The 22,823-nt window shown below is 62.7% G+C and carries 18 protein-coding genes; 5 read left to right on the top strand and 13 right to left on the bottom strand.

The genetic code is table 11. The annotated features are described in order from the left end of the window. Positions 1-270: 270 nt before the first annotated feature. The 5 genes from AC07UR_RS22355 to bcsN all read right to left on the bottom strand — a co-directional run bounded on the left by AC07UR_RS22355 (position 271) and on the right by bcsN (position 9,139). Positions 271-2,481, bottom strand: coding sequence for a cellulose synthase (locus tag AC07UR_RS22355; protein WP_209790089.1), 2,211 nt, complete (start codon positions 2,479-2,481; stop codon positions 271-273). Then, positions 2,478-3,527: a family 8 glycosyl hydrolase gene (locus AC07UR_RS22350; RefSeq protein ID WP_234941804.1), complete on the bottom strand. Its 1,050-nt coding sequence runs from the start codon at positions 3,525-3,527 to the stop codon at positions 2,478-2,480. Before AC07UR_RS22350 ends, AC07UR_RS22355 begins: the two co-directional genes overlap by 4 nt. A gap of 2 nt (positions 3,528-3,529) precedes the next feature. Next, the gene (locus AC07UR_RS22345; RefSeq protein ID WP_494700200.1) at positions 3,530-5,875 is read right to left on the bottom strand and encodes a cellulose biosynthesis cyclic di-GMP-binding regulatory protein BcsB; all 2,346 of its coding nucleotides are present in this window, start codon (positions 5,873-5,875) and stop codon (positions 3,530-3,532) included. Further along, positions 5,872-8,049 (bottom strand): UDP-forming cellulose synthase catalytic subunit, encoded by a 2,178-nt coding sequence (gene bcsA, locus AC07UR_RS22340; RefSeq protein ID WP_077502468.1) that lies wholly within the window; start codon positions 8,047-8,049, stop codon positions 5,872-5,874. Before bcsA ends, AC07UR_RS22345 begins: the two co-directional genes overlap by 4 nt. Before the next feature lie 112 nt (positions 8,050-8,161). Continuing rightward, positions 8,162-9,139, bottom strand: coding sequence for a cellulose biosynthesis protein BcsN (bcsN, locus tag AC07UR_RS22335; protein WP_173423164.1), 978 nt, complete (start codon positions 9,137-9,139; stop codon positions 8,162-8,164). 303 nt (positions 9,140-9,442) lie between these two features. On the opposite strand from bcsN, the gene AC07UR_RS22330 reads away from it, so the two are divergent. After that, positions 9,443-10,612, top strand: coding sequence for a methyltransferase (locus AC07UR_RS22330; protein ID WP_209790092.1), 1,170 nt, complete (start codon positions 9,443-9,445; stop codon positions 10,610-10,612). A 711-nt stretch (positions 10,613-11,323) separates the two neighbouring features. Then, positions 11,324-11,446 carry a hypothetical protein gene (locus AC07UR_RS22325; RefSeq protein WP_268833724.1) on the top strand — a complete coding sequence of 41 codons (123 nt, stop codon included), beginning with the start codon at positions 11,324-11,326 and terminating at the stop codon, positions 11,444-11,446. Positions 11,447-11,519: 73 nt separating this feature from the next. Here AC07UR_RS22325 and AC07UR_RS22320 read toward each other — a convergent pair whose 3' ends face one another. Next, positions 11,520-12,383, bottom strand: a complete 864-nt coding sequence (locus tag AC07UR_RS22320) for a LysR family transcriptional regulator (RefSeq protein WP_209790093.1) — start codon at positions 12,381-12,383, stop codon at positions 11,520-11,522. A 75-nt stretch (positions 12,384-12,458) separates the two neighbouring features. Between AC07UR_RS22320 and AC07UR_RS22315 the strand changes: the two genes are divergently transcribed. The 3 genes from AC07UR_RS22315 to AC07UR_RS22305 are packed head-to-tail and all read left to right on the top strand — an operon-like array spanning position 12,459 to position 15,319. Beyond that, entirely contained in the window at positions 12,459-13,637 is a 1,179-nt protein-coding gene (locus tag AC07UR_RS22315) for a four-carbon acid sugar kinase family protein (RefSeq protein WP_209790094.1), read from the top strand. Further along, positions 13,630-14,631, top strand: coding sequence for a 4-hydroxythreonine-4-phosphate dehydrogenase PdxA (pdxA, locus tag AC07UR_RS22310; RefSeq protein WP_209790095.1), 1,002 nt, complete (start codon positions 13,630-13,632; stop codon positions 14,629-14,631). The genes AC07UR_RS22315 and pdxA overlap by 8 nt, the downstream gene beginning before the upstream one ends. A gap of 4 nt (positions 14,632-14,635) precedes the next feature. Then, positions 14,636-15,319, top strand: coding sequence for a beta/alpha barrel domain-containing protein (locus AC07UR_RS22305; protein ID WP_173423169.1), 684 nt, complete (start codon positions 14,636-14,638; stop codon positions 15,317-15,319). A gap of 32 nt (positions 15,320-15,351) precedes the next feature. Here AC07UR_RS22305 and AC07UR_RS22300 read toward each other — a convergent pair whose 3' ends face one another. From AC07UR_RS22300 to AC07UR_RS22270, 7 genes are all read right to left on the bottom strand, one after another. Then, on the bottom strand, positions 15,352-15,903 hold the full coding sequence (locus AC07UR_RS22300; protein WP_209790285.1) for a gluconokinase: 552 nt from the start codon (positions 15,901-15,903) through the stop codon (positions 15,352-15,354). Between the two features lie 215 nt (positions 15,904-16,118). Beyond that, complete coding sequence (locus AC07UR_RS22295) at positions 16,119-16,814, bottom strand: class II aldolase/adducin family protein (protein WP_176355482.1); 696 nt, start codon at positions 16,812-16,814, stop codon at positions 16,119-16,121. 20 nt (positions 16,815-16,834) lie between these two features. Then, positions 16,835-18,280 (bottom strand): FGGY-family carbohydrate kinase, encoded by a 1,446-nt coding sequence (locus AC07UR_RS22290; RefSeq protein ID WP_209790096.1) that lies wholly within the window; start codon positions 18,278-18,280, stop codon positions 16,835-16,837. A gap of 49 nt (positions 18,281-18,329) precedes the next feature. Next, on the bottom strand, positions 18,330-19,178 hold the full coding sequence (locus tag AC07UR_RS22285; RefSeq protein ID WP_209790097.1) for a sugar phosphate isomerase/epimerase family protein: 849 nt from the start codon (positions 19,176-19,178) through the stop codon (positions 18,330-18,332). 2 nt (positions 19,179-19,180) lie between these two features. Continuing rightward, the gene (locus AC07UR_RS22280) at positions 19,181-20,179 is read right to left on the bottom strand and encodes an ABC transporter permease (protein ID WP_209790098.1); all 999 of its coding nucleotides are present in this window, start codon (positions 20,177-20,179) and stop codon (positions 19,181-19,183) included. Continuing rightward, complete coding sequence (locus AC07UR_RS22275; protein ID WP_173423174.1) at positions 20,176-21,177, bottom strand: ABC transporter permease; 1,002 nt, start codon at positions 21,175-21,177, stop codon at positions 20,176-20,178. Before AC07UR_RS22275 ends, AC07UR_RS22280 begins: the two co-directional genes overlap by 4 nt. Further along, the gene (locus AC07UR_RS22270) at positions 21,170-22,684 is read right to left on the bottom strand and encodes a sugar ABC transporter ATP-binding protein (RefSeq protein ID WP_209790099.1); all 1,515 of its coding nucleotides are present in this window, start codon (positions 22,682-22,684) and stop codon (positions 21,170-21,172) included. The genes AC07UR_RS22275 and AC07UR_RS22270 overlap by 8 nt, the downstream gene beginning before the upstream one ends. Positions 22,685-22,823: the final 139 nt, after the last annotated feature.

Below are 22,823 nucleotides of genomic sequence, written 5' to 3'. Positions count from 1 at the left end.
CCTCGACCCTGTCGGCGATCTCCTCACCGCCAACCGGCTCGTCTGCGCTCCATCCTCTACGCGCCACGCGGCGATTGCAATGATGCTCAACGCCGCGAAGTCGAGCGACGATAGCACCGCGCCTTGCTAATTTCCTTCCAAAGAGGAAATCCGCAAAGCACGATCTGCAAAGTTTAAGAGCGTTTGGCGATGCATCCGCTGCGCGAAGCGGTTTCGGTCAATCTGGCTCGCCGCAGCGTTCGCGTTGCGATGGAATCGCTTGCTAAGCGTTTACTTGTTCGGCCAGATTTCCTGCGCCTTGCCGACGTCGGCAAGGCCGCGCTGCGCGTCCCGGTTGCCAGTCGCAGCGACAGCCTCGAAGATGCGCCGGGCTTCGGCGTAGCGCTTGAGATTGAGATAGGCGTAACCGCGCAGCACCATCAGGTCCGACCGCTGCGTCGAGATCTGCCCAAGCTGATCGAGGAAAATCAGCGCCTCGCGATACCGTTTCGCATCGAAAGCGGCAATCGCCCTGTCGGAGAGAATGGCGCTCTGCAATTCGTCGGCACGGCGACGGCTCTGGGTCGATTGCGTCGCGGCCACCGCAGCCCTATTGGTCAGCCCGGCCCGCAGATAGGCAAGGCTTTGGCCATAGGCGGCATCTTCGCGCATCTGCGATGCCGGTGCCTGCAAGGCGACCGCGAAGGCTTCGGCCGCTTCCAGCGGACGATTGAGGTCCATCAGGCACCAGCCGCGCGTCAGCGCCGCCTGCGGTGAAAGCCGCGCCGGGTTAATGGTCGTCCGGCATCCCGTTGCGTTCCTGCCAGTCGTTTGCGTTTGCCGCGCAACCGCAACAGGCTGCTCGACCACATAGCGCGTCGCCGTTCGCGGCGCTGCCTGCGTCACGACCGCAGGTGCCCTTTGTTGCCCACCGGATATGGGTGCCTGCTCGCGCGCCAGCGGCTGTTGTTGCCGGGCAATGGCGTCGCGCCGTTCCTCCTCGGTCTCGCCCAGGCGCGCAATGCGCTCGGAGCGTCCCGCCCAAAGCCTCTGGATTTCCGCGACGCCGGCGGCATCACCGAGTTGGTTGCGGCTCAGCGCCAGACCATAGGCCGAAGGCTCATCATCCGGCTTCCAGCGTAGGGCCGTTGTGAACCATTGTGCAGCCGTCGCCGGCTGTTCCATGGCACGGGCATACCAGCCGAACTGCTGCGCGGTGGCCGGATCACGCCCCTTTGTCGTCTCCTGCGCGATGCGGCTCAGCACTTCCTCGCTGAGCGCCACGGGCGGCTCGATCGCCAGCAGGTTTGCCGTCGCGGCAAAATAGGTGGCCTTGGCATCCTCCGACGCGTCGCGCCAGGGATACAGCACCTTCTCGGCGTCCTCATGCGCCTTGCGCGCGATCAACGTCAGCGCCAATCCTTGCGAGGCAGACGCGGAATCCTCTTTGTCATGGGCGCGCCGGAACCATTGCTCGGCCGCGCTCATGTTGTCGCGGCGCAGCTGGTACCAGCCCAGAAGAAGGGCATCGCTCGCCAAGCCATCGGTTTCTACCAGGCGTTCGAGGCGCAGGATGTATTTCGGGTCGACGGCCAGCTTGCCATCCCCATCGCCTTCGGCGACGAAGCGTCGGGCCAGATCGTCGCCAATGATCTCGAACTCGCCGCCGCCGCCGGGCGCCGTGCGTTCAAAGGCCAGCAGTTCCTGGGCAATGTCATAGGGCAATCCGGATACCGCCTTCTGCACGGTCGCCAGCCGTTCCGGGGCACTGTCGCAATTCTTCAGGACATAGAGATAGGCATCTCGAGCGCGATCCGGCCGCTTGGTCTGCGCGAACGCATCAGCCACCCGCCAGAGCACGTCCACTTCAGAACACGTCAGCAGGCTCGGCGTACTCGCCGCCACTTCGATGACCGTCTCGTACTGCTTGAGATCGGAGGCATTCACCAACCGCGCTCGGGCTTCGGCAACATTCAGCCGCTCGAGCAGATCTGCCGGCGGCTTCCAGGCGGCCTCGGCTGCCTGGCGCTCGGCGATCGCTTTTCGAACTTCCGCGTAGCGCCCCTCCGAATAGAGCTGCCACATCGTTTCGAGCTGGGTATCCTTGTTGCGCGGAACGGCCAGGGGATCCTCGGGAGGCGTCCAATCGGGATAGAGCGCCCTCAGCCGCGATATCTCGGCCTGCAGCCGGGCCGTATCGCCCTTGCTTGCGAAATAGCGCAGTGCCGATTCGTCGACCACCGGCGCCGTTGCCTGCGGCCGCGTTGCCTCGGCGGCAGGTTGCGTGTTCTGCGCGACCTGGCGAAACTCAGGTGCGGCCTGTCTCGATGCCTTGTCAACTATGCCGAACGACGCCTCGCCGGGAAGCCCGCTTCCCTGCTCGCCGTTGGGCGTACCGGCGACGCCGCTCAAATTCTTGCGCAGAAGCCCGTCGTCGGCAAATCCGGCAATCCCGGCCGCCGTGAGCATAATGCCGGCGATGACAACGGTTGAGGACTTCATAGACACTCCGGACGCTTCTCCTTCGCATAAGACAACCCGAGAAGGTGCAGTGTCGAAGGATAGTATTGCGTCGGGCTGAACACCTTGACGCTGTCGGGCAACGGTACCCGCTCCAAGACACAGGCCAGAATATGGTTAACAAATCGATAACCGGGGTCCGTCAAGGCCGACCGGACAGCCCCCGTCGCGACGTCACTGATGAGCAAATCGCCATTGCTGCCAAGCATGCCCTGCCGCAATCTTGAAAGCAGTTCGGCATCATCGCTGCCTGCGCGAACGAGATAGAGGGGGATGCGCAGGGCGTTGTAACCGAACTCCGCCGGAAAGCCCTCGGCCGCCTTGAGGCGCGTCCTGGCACTGACCCAATCGGCCGGCATCTTGCGCGGCCCGAGCTGCAATGCGTCGAGCATGCTCTCACCATCGACTCGCAGGGATTCCCATTTCGGCGAAGGTGCCACACGGTTGAGGACGGGGAAAGCCTCGAAGATCCAATAGGAAGGGTTTATGACAGGGCCATCGTTTCGATCGGTGGCAGAAAACCCGGCAACGCCGGGCAGCAACAACGTCCGGCCGCCATAGTCGATCACGGCCCTGTCGAGGATTGCCTGGGCGATCTTGGCCGCCGCCGCGAGATAGTCCTCCCGTTTCCATTGTTCGCCGGCCAGTGTCAGCGCATAGGCGATCAGGATATCGCCATCGGTCGCATTGTTGACGTCGATGACATGGGGTTTTTCAGCCGGGCTCCATTTCCAGGCGGCAAGTCCGTCGTCGCGCAGAAGCAGTTCACGTAGCGTGAAGGACCAGATCAGCTCGAAATCGGCAGCGTTGTCCGCGAGCACCGCCAGCAACAGGCCGTAGCCTTGACCCTCGCTATGGCTGATGCCGCCGTTACCGTCGTCGATGATGCGCCCGCCGGCGTCGACGAACTTGGCCTTGTATGTCTGCCAATCCTCAGCACTCACGGTTCCGCTCTGTCCCTGAGCTGTCGCGGGCGCCTGCGGTAAAGCAGCGACAAGAGCAAGGGCGAGGATGAGAACCGCGCGCAAGCTCATGGCCGGCGCCCGAGCCGGCTGAGCATGGATGACGTGGCAAGCCCGAGCAGCACCGACAACACAACCAGCGCCACGGCATAAAAGAGGATGTTGCTCGAAAGCCAGTTGGCAATGATCAGACGGTAGTTGCCGATCGATGCCGGCCTTGTCTGCACAAACGTGAAATTGGTCACCGGCACCACGTTGATGGCGCTACTGGCCGGCTCGTAGGTCGCTATGTGTCCGGCGATCCGTTGCCATTGACGGATGTCGGAAATGGCTGACACGCCGTCGTTCAAAAGCTTGGCGGTCGGTGCCGCGACCAATGTCCATGTGGCGTCATCCGTCGGATTTGCCCCTTGGGCGACAAGCAACGTTGCCGTTTCCGGCGGCGCGAACTCGGCCTGTTCCTGTGGCAGGATACGCAGCGAACTCAGGGAGATGTCGAACTCCTGCTTCACCCAGTTCTGAAGCGCCGTCATCTGGGTGCGCCAGGCGCCACCACTCAAGCGCGTCTGCCATTCATCGATCGCCTTCTGCGTATCCTCGCCGCGACCGGTGGCCTGTGCACTGCCCCAGGACATCTGGCGGCCGGGATCGATGCCGACCTGGGTGAGTACCGTCTTCGGCAATTCAGGCAACGTACCAACGAAGAGTGCGTTGCGCGTGCCCGCGGCCAACGGCGAAGCGATCATCTCCACGGCAATCGGCCGTCCGCCGGCAACCGCAAGCCGTGCAAGGAACGTCGCTGCGGCCGACAGTGTGTCGGCGTCCGCCCGGTCGATGAAGAGCGGGATCGTTCCGGCACTGTTGCGATAGGGTGCCGCCGCGCCGGACAACGCCGCGAGATTGGGCCGAAGACCGATCCGGGCAAAGTTGGGCATATGGAGCTCTGACGTATCGAACAGTGCAAAACGCGAATCCGTCGACGCCGGTGCCCCCGGCGCGCAAACCTTGTCCTGATCCGTCAAGAGCACGGCCTCGAGCTCGATCAGGTTCGGTCCGGGCCGGAAATGGCGCATCGTCACGTTGATCGGCAGATGGCGCAGAATGCCGCCGGTCGCCGAATCGAACGGTACAGTCGACGCGATGTTGCCGTTGACGTAGATGTCGATCCGGCTGCCTGGGCGAACCGTCTCCGTATAGGCGGCGTCCAGCAGGATCGTCGCCTCGCCATAGGCGTCCGCGTAGAAGTCCGACGGCACAGCCACCGAAAACCTCGACCGGAAACGGCGCCCGGTAAATTCGCTTGTCGAAACACCCAGTTCCGAGAAACGCAGGCGCTTGTTGCCCGCGACCACCGGCGTTTCGGGCAAGAGCCAGCGCTCCGTATTGATGACGTCGCGGGGAACATCGCTCGGTCGGTCCATCGGTTCGGCGACAGCCTCGATGGCGGCCCGCACGGCCGACCAGTCAGGACCGCTCAAAACCAGAACCGGTGCATTTGTCTTGTCGTCGCGCACAAAAGCGGCGACCGATCCGCCGGCGGCGCCATCTGGCAGCGCGGCAATAAGCGGTGAAACCTCGTCGACGGTACCGACAACCACGGTCAATTCGCCGGGCTTTCCCAACTCCGGCAGGTCCTGGCTGAGAATGACCCTCTGCGCCGGCATGTGACCGCGCAGCGCCAAGCCCTGGGCAAGACGCATCAAATCGGCAGCGCGGCTCGGCTGTGCCATTCCCGGAACGACGAGATTGAACTGCGTGCGGCCTTTGCCGTCGACGCCAACGGCACGGATGTCGTCAACGCTCGCAAAGACGGCGCTCTCGGCATCTGCAAAGCTGATGAAAGCCGTGTCCGGCGCAATTTCGGTCCACAGTTCATAGGTGGATTCGATCGTGCAGTCGGTGCGGTGGCGTTGTTGCACCCGGAACCGGATGTCATTGGAACCGGGGCGCAGCAAACCGGCACGCAGCTCGTAGCTACGTTCCTCAGGGGTATCCGAGGCCTTGATCGGCCCTTCGCCAACCAGCTCTCCATTGACGAAAACCGAAAGGGACGAGACCTCCGGTGCAATCACGATCGCATTCTGATAACCGAAATTCAGCGTTGCGGGCGATTGCGCCTGGGCCGGCGTCAAATACATCGACCAGGTGCGTTCATCGACCTCGCCGCTGAGCGACAGCGCGTCGAAGGGCACAATAAACCGCCTGAAATCGTCGCGCTCGTCGCCACCGAGTGTGTCCGCGCCGGCGTCTGGCTCGCTTGCCTTCGGGCCCCCGCCCTCCTCTTGCCTTGGCATTTCGACCGGCGGCTCGGCCGCCGGACGTTCGCCCGACATGTCGAACGGGTTCGATTGAGCAAAGGTTTGCGTGGTCGCGGCAAGAAGCACGACAAGAAGGGCGGCAAGCGTCCGGTTCATCGCGTCGCCTCCGCTTGGTCGGACGAACGCAGGCTGCGGGCGAAATAGATCAGGCCGCGGCTCATCTGGTAGAGAGCCAGCCACAGGAACCAGACCGTGCCGCCGACCAGACCAGGATTTCCGCGCCGCGCCTTCTGGAATTCGCTCCATTGCTGGGAGTTCGCAAAGATCAGATCCGCCACCAGGCTGTGGTGGCGCGCCACCTCCGGCAGGTAACGGCAACCGAGCGTGGTGATGTCGCCGGCGATTTCCTTGTTTTTGACCGCAACCGGCAAGGTCTCGGAGGTGCCGTCGCCGCTATAAGGCTCGAAGCGGATGAGACCGTCCGTGTCGACGGGAAGCGTCGCCGCATCGACGCCATAGACCTGAACGCGGGCGCCGTTGGCCGATACGTCTTCGATGGTCGCCGGGTACCATTGGTCCGCGACGCCGAATTCGCAGCGCCGGCTGACCTTGACGCGCCGTGAGGCCGCCTTTTCCCCACGCTCAGAAACAACGCCGAGCGCGCAGCCTGCCATGATCAGGTTGAGCAGGTTCCACCCGCCCACGACCAGGGTGACGTCGGCCTTGTAGGGTTCGGTATAGACCCGGTAGACCGTCATCAGAAGCGCGACGAAAAGCACCGCGAAGATGACGAAGAACGGCCGGCTGATTTCCGACAGCCGGCTTTCCTGGATCGACTCGTCCTTGGCAGTCACCTTGAAGGTAGGCCTGCTCGGGCGCATCAGCACCGATATCACCGCCGGCAGCAGATGCACGGTCTGGGCATATTCGTACAGCTCCGATATCCACGGCCAGCGGAAGGCACCGTAGAGATAGTTCTGCATCATCAGGTTCACCATCATATAGGCGAGCGTATAGGCGAGGAACTCGCCGCCGGATGCGGTGAAGATCTCCAGATCGAAAAACAGGTAGAAAAGCGGTGCGAACAGAAAGATCGTGCGCGACACCGGAAAGAGCCAGAACAGCGTCGATGACATGTAGCAAAGCCGCTGCGGGATCGATAGTCCGCGCTTGAACAGCGGAAACCGGAACAGAAGGATCTGCATCATGCCCTGGGCCCAGCGACTGCGCTGGCCGATGAAGCTGGCAAAGGTTGCCGGCTGCAGTCCGGCAATCAATGGCCGGTCGACGTAGATGCTGTTCCAGCCTCGGCCATGCAGCGCAAGTGCCGTTTCACAGTCCTCGGTGATGCTCATGCCGCTGAAGCCTTCGGTATCCTCAAGCGCCTTGCGTCGAAGCACCGCTGCCGAACCACAGAAGAAGGCCGCGTTCCACTTGTCGAGGCCGCGCTGGATGATGCCGTAGAACATCTCGTTCTCGCTCGGCATCTTCTCGAAGGTCCGCAGGTTGCGCTCAAGCGGGTCGGGGTTGAGGAAGAAGTGCGGTGTCTGCACCAGGAAAAGCTTCGGGTCGCTTTCGAAATAGCCGACCGTTTCCAGCAGGAAATCGCGCGCTGGCGCGTGGTCGGCGTCGAAGACCGCGATCAACTCGCCGTCCGAATGCAGCATGCCGTTGTTGAGGTTGCCGGCCTTGGCGTGTTCGTTGCGCTCTCGGGTCAGATAGCGCACGCCAAGATCGTCGCAGAGCGCCTGCAGCTCGACATGCCGGGCAGAGGCACGCTGCGCCTCAACCAGGTTCATCGAGTAGCGCTTTTGCTGCGTGCCGCCATCATCGAGCAACCAGACCGTCAGCTTGTCGGCCGGGTAGTCCATGCCCTTGGCCGCGGCAAGCGTATTGGCCAGCAGCCCCGCATCCTCGTTGTAGGACGGCACGAAGACGTCGACCTTCGGAAACGCGCCAGGCGAGACGGCCTTTGCCTTGCGCGGCGGCAGCGGCATCGCGACGACGAACAAGCTCAGCGACAGCATCATGACGCTGTACATTTCGGCGAGATAGAGCAGGAAGCCTGGGATGAAGTTCTCAAGCTGGTTCAGCGGAGGCAGCGTGCTGGTGGTGCGCCAATACACATAGCGAAGCACGATGGCCGTACCGAAGGCGAGCGCGATCAGGCGCCAGCGACCTTCGGCCTTGATGAGCTTCAGGATCGCCATGAATGTGACGACCAAAACGCTCACGATCAGCTGGGTCTGAAGATTGACCGGCAACGTGATGACTGCAATGACGCAAAGGGAGAAAAACGCCCATGCCGCAACGGGACCGATCTTGCTCATTCATTCTGCCTTCCAGCATTCGGCATCATGCCACTGGTATCGCTTGACCTGATTTCACCTGGGCTTTTCCAAGCCCGATACCAGCCCATACCAAATGATGGTTAGGAGCTGATTAAGGGCAATTGCCTCCCGCCGGCGCATCGCAAGCGGGCGGGGGAACAATGACAGTCGCTCCAGCCTTTGCCACTCCACCTGGCTCAGGTAACGGGACAGAATTCGCCGTCGCCGGCACGGCAACTGGCTGCTGACGCACCGGTTGCTCAACGCGGACCGCACGCCTGACCGGCGCGGGTGCCGTCATCACGCTTACCGGTCGAATGTCGGCGGGCGCCGGCTCCCTGCGGTAGATCGGGTTTCCAACCCTGCCAATGCCCGCCTCCAGCGGCGGCGGCGCGCCGTAAGGATTCCAGGCGGGATCGCCGAACGTACCGGTAATCGTGTATCCGTAGACGGGCGCCAGAAGCTCGTTCTCGCTCGCACCGGCAGCGCAATAGCGAAAGCGGATCTGAATGGTGCCGTAGCCCCGGAGCGGCGAGCGATGGTTCTCTGCGCCACGGATCTGCTGCCAGGCGAAAATGCAGGCGTCATCGCCACGGCCACGGCCATAAGCATAGCCGAACGGCCCGTAGTTGTTCTGCAGAAAATCCGACGACTGCGCCAACGACACCCCGGGGAGCGCACGCCGCGCCTGCCGCATCATCTCGGAGCTTCTGACCGCCACGTAGCCGCTCGTCCTCTGCTGGTCGAACCTGGCCTCCATCGGACCGAAGAACTGTGCGCGCAGGACGTTCTGCCCAGGCGTCGAAGCCGAGGTGAAAAGGTAAATATCCTGCTCGATCGCGTTGGTCTTTCGACGCTCGACCACGTTGAGGACCGCCGGACCGCCCGGCGGCGGCAGGATCAGCGCATTCTCTGCGGGAACGATGACCGCATTCGTCGGCGTGCCGACATCGTTATGCGTCGCGCAGCCGGAAACCAGGGCGCCCGCAGCGAACACAGCCGCAAACGCGACCGTGCCTCGCAGCCAGACAGCGGCTGCAGAACGCTCGCTCCGTGCGCCGAATCGCTTGCTGAAAAATCGTCCTGCCATACCGGAGCATTAGTTGATTCAGGCAAATTCGCAAACCCGTGAAGGATAGGGGATAACATTTCGACGTTCGCCCCGAGGGACAGACCTGATGCCGGACGCTATCGCAAGCGGCGGAGCCGGATCGCCATTGCGCATCCGGTCAATGGTCGTCGGACCGCCAGCGGCGCCTCGATCGAAAACAGGCCACCAGAGGTATCGCTACTCCCTTTGCTCCTTCATGTACGCCATTTTTGCAGATCGACGGACGATGAAGCCGCCACTTAGACTTTCTCGTCTGCACCAGTCGAGTGGAAGAGGGACAAAATGGGGCTGCCTGCTGTCACATCGAAACCGGAGGATCGCGTCGCGATTGCGCACCTGGGTCAAGCCTTGAAGACCGCGCTCGCAGACGAGAAAGGCCCAGTGAGAGCGTTTCTGAATGGAGATCCGCAGTCTCGCCGGGCGATCGAGCGCGACCTTGAACCGGCGGCGGTCGATGACCTCCTGCGCTTCGGCATTGCCGAACAGACAGAGGACCTCTTACGCCCACGATTCCAGGCGCAACTTATCGGCCCACACCTCGTCTTTTCGGACCTGCGCCAGTCCATGCGCGTGGTGCGCAAAACGGAAGAGCGAAACGCCTACGTCGATCCGATGTGGGAGGGGCCAACCCTCTCCAATCTGCTCGTGAGGGAACCCGCCGAAAGTGGTCTGGACATGGGATGTGGCTGCGGCGTCATCGCCCTGGCGATGTCTACCTATTGCAGGAGGGTCGTGGCGCTGGACATGAACCCGCGGGCGCTCATGCTCGCACGCTTCAACATGGCGCTGAACGGTGTCGACAATGTCGAAGTCCTGGAGTCCGATCTTTTCTCTGCCGTGGAGGGAGCGACCTTCGATCGGATCGTTTTCAATGCGCCCGTCGGCATGGAACTCCTGCCGCGCAACGCGCTGGAGTCCGGGGAGCAGATCTTGATCCGGTTCTTCAGCGCGCTGAGCAAGCACCTCAAGAGCGGCGGCATGCTTCACATGAACGTGTGCGTGAAGGAATGGAGCAGGGCGAGCTTCGCCACGAACCTGCGCGCGTGGCTTGGAGAAAACCAAAAGGACTTTCAAAGCCTCTTCATCGAGTTATGGCGCGTCGAAAGAGGCCTCAAGTTCAAGGTTCGCAGATGGATTGCCCCCTTTGTGCTGCCGCGCCAATATGGGCGATTGCTTCACATTCGGCGCGGCCTGCTTATTGCCGAAAGAAACGGCGTGGCGCGACATGCAGAGACAGCCTCTGCTTACGACACCTGGGCGACATCTCTCGGGCCTCGGTTTGGCGCATCATTGGTGAAGTCGTTGATGGGTACCGATCCCGGCAAGGCACCCGCCGGCCCTTCCACGGCAGTGCTCAATACCTTGGATGACGACCACCGGCCCTTGGGTGGCTCGGTGACGACGGCAATTTTCAACAAGCTGCAAAACGTGCCGGCGGCTGCCCTGCTTTGACCGGTTGCGGTCATCGTCCGACAGGATTTGGCCGGCACGAACACGACAACGCCAGGGCCGGTCTGGCTGGGATACCGCCACGTCCGACCACCCGCGTTCCCATGGCACATCGAGAACGCAGGCGTTGCAATCACGCCTCGGCCCCCACCTGCTGCCTATCGCGGTTCATACAGCGCACCGGATAGACCATCTGGCGCAGCGACGAAAGCGCCGGAAAGCGTCACAGCCCATTGGAAGAATTCCTGCCCGTCCTGGCACCCGCTGGCGCTTTCGTCGTTGGATGCGAGGCAGTTCTGCTGCGGCCACCACCGAACACCAACGGAAACCGCGGCTCGATCAAATAGAGAACAAGTTCGGGCACAGGAAATATGTCTGCCCCATACGGCTACGATTTGTTAATACTTCATGCCGGTTTCGTGATTAACCGTTAAATGTTCTCACCAAGAGAGATTTATCTTATCTGCGCATTTACTTCTCAAAAACCGGCGCGCAGAATAGAAAAACTTTCCAGCCAAAGAATTTTTTCGGCCTTCTTCGCAGAAGAACGGGCCGCATCGAGATTAGGTTGGAGATAGATTCGATCTGCCTGATCGAATTCTTGAACGAGCCAAAGCCTCTGCCAGCGGGTTCCTTTGAGACCGTCTCGTCATCGCAGCGTGCTGTCAGCCCTGGCTGGCGGCCGTCGCAAGCAGAGTGAAATTGGAGTTCGTCATGAGAAGCCTACTTCCTGCCCGTTTCCAGGATTACGATTTCAGCCCCATTTTCGTGGGTGCCGGATTCACGCTTGCGATCGCCATCATCGCCTACGGCTCGTTGTTCGGCCGCATTCTTTAGATCGCGGTCCGTTCAGAAGCACGCTCCAGCGTTGGCCGCGACGTCCGTGAGCTTTCCCAAGCAGGTGCTTTGCCTATGTGACCTGCGTCCGCAGCCAGGTCTTGAACAGCGATGCATGCGGCGTCTCGGGTTTCAGCGCCGATTGGATGAGACCATATTCGGAGCCGTCGGGAGTGAACCCCATCGGGGCGACCAGCCGTTGGTTGCGAATGTCGTCCAAAGCGATGATCCTTGGGCACATGGCCACACCGAGGCCAGCGGCAGCGGCTTCAGCCATGAGGAAATGATGATCCATGTGGCGCGTGGCGCGCGGCTTCGGCGCGCCCGGGTTTGCCCGCTCCCAGTTATCCCAGGCATCGGGCCTCGTCTTTGACGCCAATGCGACATAATCACCGGCCCAAAACCGCTCGACCATGCCTGCCTGCATTACGGGGCCCATCTCCTCCCTCGCCAGGGTCGTGATCGCGCACCGCGAGTCGATGGCAAAATCCAGCCGCCGGATGGCCAGGGTCACGCGGTCACGGGTGAAGTCGAATGCTCCGCCTCCCACAGCGAGGTGCAGATCGACGTCCGGATACCGGTCCTGAAACTCGGCCAGCCGCGGGATCAACCAGCGCATCGCCAGCGATCGTTCGCAGGAGACCAGAACCGGCTGCGCCGACGCTGCACTGCGCAGTTCATCAAGGGTCGTGGAAACGACGGCCAACGCTCTGGTCGTTGCCTGGGCCAGCTTCTCGCCATCTGCGGTCAGGCGCAAACCTCGGCCGTGAGGTTCGAGAAGCTCAAGACCGATGTCACCGGCAAGCTTGGACACACGGCGACTGACGGCGCCGTGGGTGAGGTTCAGCTCTATGGCGGCCGCGCGCACCGAGCCCAGCCTCGCCACGACTTCGAAGGCGCGCAGGTCGTCAAGAGAGGGAATATCCGAGCGTTTCATTGGTGATGATCTATCACCAATACAAGTCAGATCATATCGCTTTTTATCGACTTATCCGGGCGGTATTTTCGCCGCATGGAAAACTTTGGTGACATATTCGATCGCATCGGCATCATTGCCGACGACCTTACAAGTGCGGCGGACGGGGCTGGCCCCTTCCTGGAACGGGGCCACCGACCCTGCATCCATCGCCGAACTCTGGCGACCGTCGAAACGGCCATCTTGTCGGTCGATACCGGCAGCCGCGGCATGTCGGTGACCAACGCGGCCGGCGCAACGAGAGCGGCCGTCTCGGCATTCGCCAGAGATCGTACCCTCTACAAGACCATGGACTCGACCTTGCGCGGCCATATCAGGGCGGAGATCCTGGCGGCCTTCCACGCGAGCCGAAGGCAGCGCCTGGTGATCGCACCGGCCTTTCCGGCCGCAGGGCGCACGACGATCAACGCCATCCAGTGGCTTGATGGAAGGCCTGTTGCCGACACTATCTACGCGCAGGATCCGGCTCATCCCACACGCACCTCCAACATCCGCGACCTCGTCGACCCGAGCCTAGGCGTCCCTGCCCTCGTCACAGTGGAGATGAGCGACGCGGAGGTTCGCAAGGTTGCCTCCAGCAACCGTATCGTCATTGTCGATGCGGACAGCCAGGAAAAGCTGAACGGGAGAGTGGCATGTCTTGCGCAGATGGGGCCGGCGCTGTGGGTCGGCTCACCCGGCATGGCCCAGGCGCTCGCCGTCCTGACGGCGGCCGCCGCATCCACCGCACCCGCAACGCCGATGCCTTCGGTTCGACGCGTTCTTGTCGTCGTCGGCAGCGCCAACAGGGTCAGCCGCGGGCAAACGCCTGCGCTTCACGCCGCTGGCGACGCCATCGCCACACGAGCCTCCGACATAACCGGTGAAACGCAGATCGCCTGCCTCAGAGCGCCGGCGTCACGCGAGGCGGATGCCAGGAATGTGCTTTCTACGCTTGTCGATGAGGCCTATGCGGTGCTCCAACAACACCGCTTCGGCGCGGTCATTGCGACTGGCGGCGAGACCATGGACGCTCTTCTGCAGCGGCTGTCTGTCAAAAGCTTCGCTCTGATCGGGGAACTCGAACCCGGATTTCCCATGGGATACGCCACGCGCGAAACGGGGCAACCGCTCGTCATCGCCTTGAAGGCCGGAGGCTTTGGCACACCAACGACACTCTTGAACGCGGCACGGCACCTTGTTTCGGCACAGAACGGACACAGCACCCATGATTGACCCAGAGCGCCCGATCGCCATCACCATGGGCGACCCTGCAGGCATCGGCCCGGAAATCGTTGCCAAGGCAATGCTCGACAGGCAGATTCGTCGACGATGCGTCGTCATCGGCGACCCGCTCGTCGTCCAGCATGCCTTCGCGCAGATCGACGCCGCGGTCCGCGTCCATACGATCCGGAACACCAAAGCATCCCGATTGGCGGACGGATCCGTAAACCTGATCGCATCGTCTTCACTCGACGTTCTGCCACCGGCCGGGACCGTCGATCCGGCCAGCGGCAAGGCCGGCTTTGACGCGATCACGACGGCAATTGATCTTGCCCTTGCGGGTGCAGTGGCTGGCATCGTCACGGCGCCGATCCACAAGGAGGCCCTTGCCGCCGCCGGCGTCTGCCATCCCGGGCATACGGAAATCCTCTCGGAGCGGGCCGGAGCGTCGCGTGTCGCGATGATGCTGGCCAACGAGGATATTCGAACGGTTCTCGTCACTATCCATTGCTCTCTGCTGGAAGCGATACGGCGTGTGGATTTCGATGCCGAGCTATCGGCCATCCGGCTCGCAAATGCAGGTGGTCGCGCGCTCGGCATAGAAGCGCCGCGGATCGCGGTCGCGGGCCTCAACCCGCATGCCGGAGAAGGTGGCCTGTTCGGCGATGAGGAGATGGCCATCATCGCACCGGCGATCGAAGCGGCGCGGCGAGAAGGCATCGATGCCAGCGGCCCATGGCCGGGCGATACCGTTTTCATGCAGGCGCGACACGGCCGTTTCGACGTGGTGGTGGCGCAATACCACGATCAGGGGCTTATCCCCGTGAAGTACCTGGGGCTGGAGAAAGGCGTGAATATTACGCTCGGTCTCCCATTCGTCCGCACCAGCCCCGACCATGGAACCGCGTTCGACATTGCCGGGCGCGGCATCGCAGACCCGGCAAGCCTCAAAACCGCAATCGACTATGCCCTCCGCCTTGCAGACGCGGCGCACGCACAGGAGTAATAACATGTCCGAACCGGACTTCATCTTCATGCTGACGCGCAATGATCGCACTGTGGCGGACGCTGCCGTTCACGTGCGCACGGCGCTTGCCGCAGGCGTGCGAGATATCGGCTTCAAGGATATCGGGCTGCCTCTCGCCGAGCTTTCCGCCCTCAACCGGACGATCCGGGACAATGGCGCGCGCAGTTACCTCGAAGTGGTGTCGTTTGATGGCGACAGCGAAATCGTCTCCGTCCGGGCAGCGGTCAAATTGGGCGTCGATTATCTGTTGGGTGGTACCCGTGTTGCCGACGTGCTTCCGCTGCTTGCAGGAACGGGCATCAAATATTATCCCTTCGCCGGCGGGATCACCGGGCATCCAAGCACCTTGGAAGGCTCGATCTGCGACATCACAGCCAGCGCCATCGATCTGGCAAACCACGATGGCGTCCACGGGCTGGACCTGCTTGCCTATCGCTCTCAAACAGATGTGCCGGCGCTGATCAAAACCGTTTGCGCCGCCGTGAACAAACCGGTGATCGTCGCCGGATCGATCGACAGAGCCGCCCGCATCCAGGCCGTTCTCGACAGCGAGGCTGCCGGCTTTACGGTCGGCACCGCTGCACTCGACGGCGTCTTTCCGGCATCGCGGCCGGGGCTGACCCAGCAACTGTCGGCGATCAGGGCCGCAATGGCAAAAGCGCCCTAACGCGCGCCGCAGCCGGCATCCAGCAACGCCGCCTAGCTCGACAAACCCGGATCACGGAGTGCTGCAAGCGTTGCCTTGATCACATCGGCCGCGGATTGATCGACATCGACGACGACGGTTCGGGGCTCGCCGATCGGCTCTTCCAGCGTCGCCAACTGCGTATCGAGCAGCGACGCCGGCATGAAATGTCCTTCGCGGTGCTGCATCCGGCCGGCGAGGACATCACGGCTGCCTTGAAGATAGACAAAGATCAGATCGCCACCGGCACGCTCGCGCAACAAGGCGCGATAGCTCCGCTTCAACGCGGAACAGGAAACAACGAGTGGCTCGGCACTTGCGGAAAGCTGCCGGCCGATCTCGCCAAGCCAGGGCCATCGGTCCTCATCGGTGAGCGGGACGCCGGCCGACATCTTGGCGATATTGGTTTGCGGATGCAGGCCATCGCCCTCGATGAAGGCATAACCAAAAGCCCGCGCCACCGCCTCGCCGACGGAGGTCTTGCCGCAGCCGGAGACGCCCATGACGACGATCGAGCCGGGGAATTTGCTCACCTGGTCAAGGGGGGATGTGTCGGGGCTCGCCATGGATCGTTCGTCTCTTCGGCTCATGATTGCGACGCCGTTTGCTGATAGCGCCGCACCGGCGCCGAGACAAGCCGACTTGCTGCGAAACGACGTCCGCCTCTGACGGTTGCCCTCGGGCGTCGTGCCCTGCCTGAGCGAGACCAGTTCGCAGCTGCCCTCGGAGATCCTAGGGCAGCTCATCCGCCTTCATCGATTTCACATGAAAGCGGGAAGCTCTAGCTGGCGACACGTGGGCGTGCGATGTCGTTGACGCCCTCGTCGTCCGGCGCCTGGCCGTAACTCATGCGGCGCATCTGTGCGATCACCCGCTCCATCTCGTCATCCGGCAGAACCGGCGGTTCACCGAGCGTCAGCGCCTGCACGTACATGCGCGAAAGGGTCTCGATCTCGATCGCCATCCACAGCGCCGATTCCAGCGTCTTGCCGAGCGAGATCTGCCCGTGCTGACCGAGCAGGCAGGCGGTGCGATCCTTGAGCGCCACGAGCGCATTGTTGGAAAGCGCCTGGGTGCCGAAGGTCGCATATTCGGCACAGCGGATCGTCGTCCCGCCGGCAATGCCCGTCATGTAGTGGAAGCTCGGAATGGTCCTGTGGTGGCAGGCCAGCGTGGTCGCATAGATCGAATGGCAATGAAGAACCACGTTGATATCCGTGCGCTCGCGCAGGATGTCGCGGTGAAAGCGCCACTCGGATGACGGTCGCGGACCGGTGTAGTTGCCTTGGAAATCCATTTCGACCAGATCGTCCGGCTGCATCGTGTCATAGGCAAGCGAGGACGGCGTGACGAGGAAGCCGTCGGGGGTGCGTACCGAAAGATTACCGGCCGTCCCCTGGTTGATGCCGCTTGAATTCATTCGGCGGCAAATGTCCACCATCTCGCGGCGGAGGGAGAGAATATCGGGCTGGCTCATCGGAGTTTCCTTTCGAAGTGTCATTGAAAAACAGGTTCGGCTTGCCGGCGCGCGCTGGCGCGCCATTCTGCTGCGTAGTTGGAAATTGCGGTCGTGAGGGGCGGGACATCTTTGGCTTCGGCCAGGGAAAGCGGTGCCGGCCGTTTCCGCGTGCGTTGACCGGCAAGCAGAGCGGCCCCTGAGGCGACGCCGTAGGTATCGAGATTGAACCGGACCTGCCGGCCCGGCAACAAGGCTGCGACAAGGCGGGCATAAAGCGGGTCGCGCAGGAAGCTGCCGTCGAGAACGACGAGCGGTCCCGCCCCCAGCGCCTCGACGCATTCGGCCGTCAACAGCGCACAATAGAAGAGGGCCAGCGCCTTGCGCTCCATCGGCGTCTCCGGCTTGGGCCCGGTGATATGTCCTTGACCGGCGCTGCCGGGAAACAGACCGTTATCGTCACCGAAGGATGGCAGCGCCATGGTCTCCAACGCGATCAGTTGCCGAACGATTTGTTCAGGCACAGGTCCGCCCGGCTGCCCGTGACCCGCAACATGCGAGAATTCACGCCCGCCCATGGTCAGCACGCCGCCGAGCGGCTTGCCGAAAACATCGCTGTTGAGCGTCATGCCCCTGTCTTCGTCGAGCCGGTCGAGGGGAGTCTGCCCGCAGAAGCCGACAATCCAGGTGCCGGTGGAAATGACGGTGAAATCGCGCAGTCCCGCAGCATGGTAGCGGTAGTGATTGAGGCTGCTGTCGTGCGCGCCGGTAAGGATACGAAGATCCTGCGGCAAGCCATGACGGCGTGCCAATTCCACCCGCACCGGCCCGAGATCCTGCCAGGCATCGGCAAAGGGCGGCATCAGCCGGCCCCAGCCGCGCTGATCGACGATCGGGGCGAAATGCCGCTCCGCCACGTTCCAGAGATGGGACTGCGCGCCGAGCAGGCTCGCTTCGGATGCCACGACGCCGGAGAGACGCCACGCCCAGTATTGGGGCAGACCGAGATACCACTGCGCCCGGGCAAAAGCTTGCGGTTCACACTCCTGCATCCAGAAGAGTTGTCGGGCCTGATGGGTCGCGGCGTGCATCGTCGCGCTGCCGCGGTCGAAGAATGAACCGGAGAGCGGAGCATAGCCCGCCCGGATGGCCTCGGGCGGCGCCTGTTCGTAGTCGATCATCGGCAGCGCCGCGCCGTCGCCTTGCTCCGGATCGGCCCCGACCAGCACGCCGCCGGAACCATGCCCGGAGGCGACGAAGGTCGAAAGCCGGTGGCGCCGGGCGAGCTGTGCGAGGCCGGAAAAGACCCACTCGCCGATAGCGCCGAGATCATGATGAGACCAGGGCGGGCCTGGCAGCACCGGGTTGGCGATGCTGAGGGTCTCGAGCACGGCGCCATCGGCCGTGACGGCATTGAGCTTGACGTTGGTCTTGCCGACATCGAGCACCGCGATCGTGCCTTCATCGTCGCGTGATGACGTTGGCATGACGCCGCACCTCCCTCACCTTCCGAACCGCCAAAGACTGGCCTGCCTTCTAGATCAGGCCGTATTGTTTGGCCTTGTTGCGCAGGAACGGTAGGCCGTTGCCCATCACTTCCTCCTCGTCCTTGGCGACGGGTCGCCAGACGGCGAGGCCATAGGCGACTTCCGGCGGCATGTTGATGAAGCTTTCCATCGCAAGACCGCCCTTGAAGCCGATCGCTGCAAGTGTCGCGAAGATCTCGTCCCAGGCGCAGTTGCCGTAGCCGGGCGTGCCGCGATCACTCTCGGAGAGGTGGATGTATTTGATGTGCTCGCGCGCATCGAGGATGCCGGTGCCGATGCCCTTTTCTTCGATGTTCATGTGGTAGGTGTCGAGATGCACGAAGACATTGTCGGCGCCGACGCGCTTGATCATGTCGACGGCCTGCCAGCCAGTGTTGATGAGATGGTTTTCATAGCGGTTGACTGCCTCGACGCCGAGTTCGATACCACGCGACTTCGCATGTTTTGCCGCCGCCTGCAGCACGCGGGCGATGTTGTCGTATTCGGCCTCGGTCGGAGGTACGCCGGTGCGCTCGCCGATGCCGCCATAGATGACGCCGGACAGCGCTTCGCCGCCGAGGTCGGCCGTCTTGTCGATCGCGACCTTGAGGTGCTCGATCGCCGCATCGGGCCGGACGGAAGCCCAGGCGCGCTCGGGAAGGCCGAGCGAGCAGACCGCGCGCAGCTTGTTCTTCTCCAGAAGCGCCTTGGTGTGGGCGGTGTCGACCGCCGGCGGATTAAGCATGGGGATCTCTATGAAATCCACCTTGTACTTGACCGCCGCCGCGACGGCCCGCTCGGCGCCGGGCCGATCCCAATTCATGGTCCACATGCTCGTATGGACGCCAAAACCCTGCATGATCACGTTCCTTTTCTGACAAATGAAATCTTGAATTTGGAGGCGGCAAACCGCAGCACCATGACGCCGACGAGAAGCAAGCCCCAGACGGCGGTCGCGAGATGTTGATTGGCACCGATCAGGTTGAGCCCCGACGACAGCAGCTGCAGCACGACGAGCGCCACGAACACCGGGATCACCCGGCCGAAGCCGCCGAACGGATTGACACCGCCGAGGAAGCAGGCAAGCACCGTGATCAGCAGATAGGACTCGCCGTGACCGATGCGCACCGAGTTGAACCGAGCCAGCATGATGATGCCGGCAATGGCGCACATTGCGCCCGAGAGCGTGTAGACGAGCACGATCACCTTGCGCGTATTGATACCGGAATAGCGCGTCGCCTCGAGATTGGAGCCGATCATGTAGGTGTTGAAGCCGAGCTTGGTGCGGGTCAAAAGCAGATGCCAGGCGAGCACGCAGATGATGAAGACGATCAGCGGCACCGGTATGCCCGCGATCGAGCCATGGCCGAGCGGCCCGATGAAGGCGGGAAAGCCGGAGACATCGCCGCCGCGCGTTAAAAACTCGCCGAGGCCGCGCAGGAAGATCATCATCGATAGCGAGACGAGGATCGGGTGCGCGCGGGTGAAGGCGATAACCAGGCCCATGACCACGCCGCTTGCGGCACCGACCATGATGGCAAGGATGCAGCCGAGTGCAAAGGCACCGGCGCCGGCATCCGCACCGCCATTCGCCTGCAGCACCCAGGCAAGCGTCAGCCCGGCAATATTGGCGGTGAAGGTGACGGCAAGGTTCAGGCCACCGGTCAGGATCGGCAGCAGCATCGCCAGCGTCAGTAGCCCGAGTTCGGGAAGCTGAAACGCGACCGAACCGAAGGTCGCAGCGCTCAGGAACTGCGGCGAGACGAGACCGAACACCAGGATCACGGCGACCAGCGCCAGGCCGGGACCCGCCATTTCGGGGCCGAACCATGCCTTCAGGCGTTCCGAAAAACCTGTCATCGGCGTGCACCTTTCTGGGTGGCGAAGGGCAGAAGCCGTTCGATGCTGGTGTTGGAAAGGGTGATGGCGATCAGGATGATGGCGCCAACGATCATCTTGAAGGCGAAGGGGGAAACGCCCATCAGGTTCAGGCCGTTCTGGGTGATCGCGATCAGGAGCACGCCGAGCACGCAGCCGAGCACCGAGCCCTTGCCACCGCCGAGTCTTGCGCCACCGAGAACGACGGCGGCCAGCACGTCGAGTTCGCGCCCATAAAGTGCGTTCGGCACCACTTCCTGCGCGTAGTGCGCCTGCACCAGCCCGCCGATCCCGGCCATAAGGCCGAGCCAGCCGAAGGCGATGAACTGCATGGCGCCGATGTTGATGCCGAAGCGGCGTGCGCCTTCCGGATTATCGCCGAAGGCATAGAGTTGCCGTCCGGTGGTCGTGCGGGTGATCAGCACCCAGGTGGCGATGACGCACAGCACCATGACCAGCACCGGAAGCGTGATCTCGATCCAGCTGCCGTCTGCCATTTCATGTTCGAACAGAACGACACGATCGGTCAGCCATTCCGGCAGGTCGTAGATCGACACGCCCTTGGTGAAGAACATCAGCAGCCCGAAGTAGATGTTGAAGGTCGATATCGTCGCGACGATCGAAATGATGCGGAAGCGATGGATCAGGAGCGCATTTACCGCGCCGAGGCAGATGCCGATCGATCCGGCAATGACGAGGCCGGAGATCCAGCCACCGCCGCCGATCCAGCCGAGCGCGATCGCCGTGCCATACTGCACGACCGAGGCGGCGACGGCGAAGGAGATGTCGATGCCGCCGGCAATCAGCACGACCAGCAGGCCGACGGCGAAGATGATGTTGACCGAACTGGTGTTCAACAGATCGAAGGCGTTGCCGATCGAGAAGAAGTTGGCGGTCGCGAACGACAGAACCGTGCAGATGACGGCAATGACGGCGAGGAGCGCGACCTCGGTCGCATGGGTGCGGGCGAAACTATGCATAGACCGCTCCCTCGATTTCGGCGAGCGGAACGCTGCGGGGATCGTAGCTGCCGACGATGCGGCCCTGCGCCATATGCAGGACGCGGTCGGCGTTGAAATAGACTTCCGGCACCTCGTCGGAAATCAGGATGATCGCAAGGCCCGTCTCGGCGAGCTTGGCGACGATGTCGAAGATGCCGGCACGCGCGCCGACATCGACACCGACAGTGGGGGCGTCGAGGATCAACAGCTTCGGGTCGGTCGCCAGCCATTTGGCAATGGCGATGCGCTGCTGGTTGCCGCCTGACAGCGTCGAGATCGCATCGCCCTGCAGGCCGATCTTGACGCCGAGATCGGCAATCCAGCCGGCGACGAGCTTACGCTTGCGCTCGTCCGACAGAAAGCCGCCGGAAACGATCTTGCCGAGCGAACTGATGACGAGATTGTCGGCGATCGACTGCGGCTGGATGAGGCCAAGCGACAGGCGATCCTCCGAGAGATAGGCGACGCCCGCCTTGATCGCATCGCGGTTGGAGGAAAAATGCACCGGCTTGCCCTCGAGCGTGATCGTGCCGGCGGCCGGCTGCAGCATGCCGAAGAGCGTTTGCGCAAGCTCGGTCCGGCCGGCCCCGAGAAGGCCGGTAATCCCGAGCGTCTCGCCGCGTCGGACGGTGAGTGAAATATCGTCGAACTGGCCGGGTCGGCTCAGCCCCTTTACCTCAAGGACAACAGGTTGATCGTCGCGCGATTTTGCGCGGACCTGCTGGTCAAAAGTCTTGCCGGTCATCAGTTCGGTGATGCGCGATTGCGTCATGCCGGCTGCGGGATAAACGCCGACCAGCGCGCCATCGCGCAACACGGTGATACGGCTGGAAATTTCCAGCACTTCCGCCAGGCGGTGGCTGACGAAGACGACGGCGACGCCTGCGGCCGAAAGACCGCGCACGATGTCGAGCAGATGGTCGGTTTCCGATTGCGTCAGCGATGCGGTCGGCTCGTCCATGAAGACGAGCTTCGCTTCGCCGACGAGCGCGCGGGCAATCGCCACGATCTGGCGCTGGGCAATGGCGTATTCCTTGAGAGGCAGGTCGACGTCGAGCGTGATGCCGAGACGCTTAAGCGCGTCCGTCGCAATCTTGCGCATGCGGCCATAGTCGACCAGCTTCGGCCAGCGGCCGAGGACGGTCTGGAAGGCGATGTTTTCCGCCACGCTCATTTCGGGGAAAAGCGCCAGATCCTGCCAGATGACCTGGATGCCGCGATCCTGGGCGGTCACCGGCGACATGTGGGAATAGGTCTCGCCGTCATACTCGATCGAGGCGCCATCGGCGGGACGGTAAACGCCGGTGATGATCTTGATCAGGGTGCTCTTGCCACAACCGTTCTCACCGGCGAGGCAGTGCACCTCACCCGGGCGGACGTCGAAGCTCACATTCTTGAGCGCCTTGACGCCACCGAAGGTCATGTTGATGTCGTGCAGGGACAGAAGCGGCTTTTCGCTGCCTCCTGTGATCGCAAGCTGTTGCATGAACGTGTGTCCTAAGGACCGTTTTTGAAGGACGTGCCAGGCCGGCCGAAGCCGGCCCAGCAGCCGGGAGAACCCGGTGCATGCCGCCCGGGATCGCGTCGATCCGGGGATAGGGCATGCAACTATTCAAAATGCGGCA

Source organism: Ensifer sp. GW821-FHT05G01, assembly GCF_059419585.1.
This window is presented reverse-complemented; position numbering and strand designations above follow the sequence as displayed.